Raw genomic sequence first — 987 nt, forward strand, 5'->3', positions numbered from 1 at the left:
CCGCGGGCGGTACGGCCACCGGCCGTCTGCTGCCCCTGGGCGTCGACCTGCACGAGCACCCGACGGCCGTACAGGCCCAGGTCCACGCGGTGTTCGAGCCCGCGGACGGATCGGCGCCGCGCCTGGTGCGGGCGAGCGTGTCGGCGCCGAAGCCGGACAGTGTCGTCGGGGCGGGCCCCTGGCAGCTGCTCCGGCCCCGCATGTCGCTCCTGGCGGCCGTCGGCGAAGGACGCTCGGCCGAGCTGTCCGGGATGCCGCTCACGGCGGAGGGGGACCTGCTCTGGGACGACGCGTACGCCCGGGCCGGCGACGTCGCCGACCCGTTCACCACGGCCCGCGCCGTCCTGCCCGCCGCCGTCGACCCCGTGACGGCCCCCCTGGACCGGCATCCGGCGCGGATGGCGGTACCGGTCTTCCTGGAGGACTACGAGACCGGCACGGCCGAGGACGGGCAGCCGGTGTTCACCGTCGCCGGGCATCCGCTGCCCGTCGACACCGGCCGGATCCCGGTCGCCGGGCCCCTCACCCCCGAGGCGGTCGCCGCGTCCGGCGCGTGCCTCGGACTGCTCCGCTGGGACGCGGGCACGTTCTTCGTCCAGCCCCTGGCCGTCGAACGGACGGTGCGCAGGAAGACGGTCGCGCTGCACGCCGGGGCCTGGGCGGCGGGCACCACCGACAAGGCGGGGGCCAAGGCGGAGAAGGCCGCCACCGACGCCGTGGCGGTGCTGCGGGAGCGCGCGGGAAGGCTGCTGCGGAAATGACGGATCCCACGGCCGACACCACGGCCGACACCACGTCCGGCACCACGTCCGGCACCACGTCCGGCACCACGTCCGGCACCACAGCCGGGACCACGGCCGGTCCGTCCTCAGGGGGCGCGACCGCCCCGGGTCTGACGGCCGGAGCCCCGGACCCGGCGTCCGGTGCCCCCGCCTCGGCGCCCGAAGCGCCGGACTCCGACGTCTGTCTCTTATACACATCTCTGAG

General features: G+C 76.4%; 2 pseudogenes. Both read left to right on the plus strand.

Annotated features, from left to right (window positions below):
- Positions 1-761, plus strand: a pseudogene (locus IH13_RS0124005) (hypothetical protein); the annotation flags it as partial.
- Positions 758-987: pseudogene (locus IH13_RS43545) on the plus strand (hypothetical protein); the annotation flags it as partial. The pseudogenes IH13_RS0124005 and IH13_RS43545, both read left to right, overlap by 4 nt.

Source organism: Streptomyces sp. NRRL WC-3549, from assembly GCF_000721935.1.
In the GTDB taxonomy this organism is placed as follows: Bacteria; Actinomycetota; Actinomycetes; order Streptomycetales; family Streptomycetaceae; genus Streptomyces.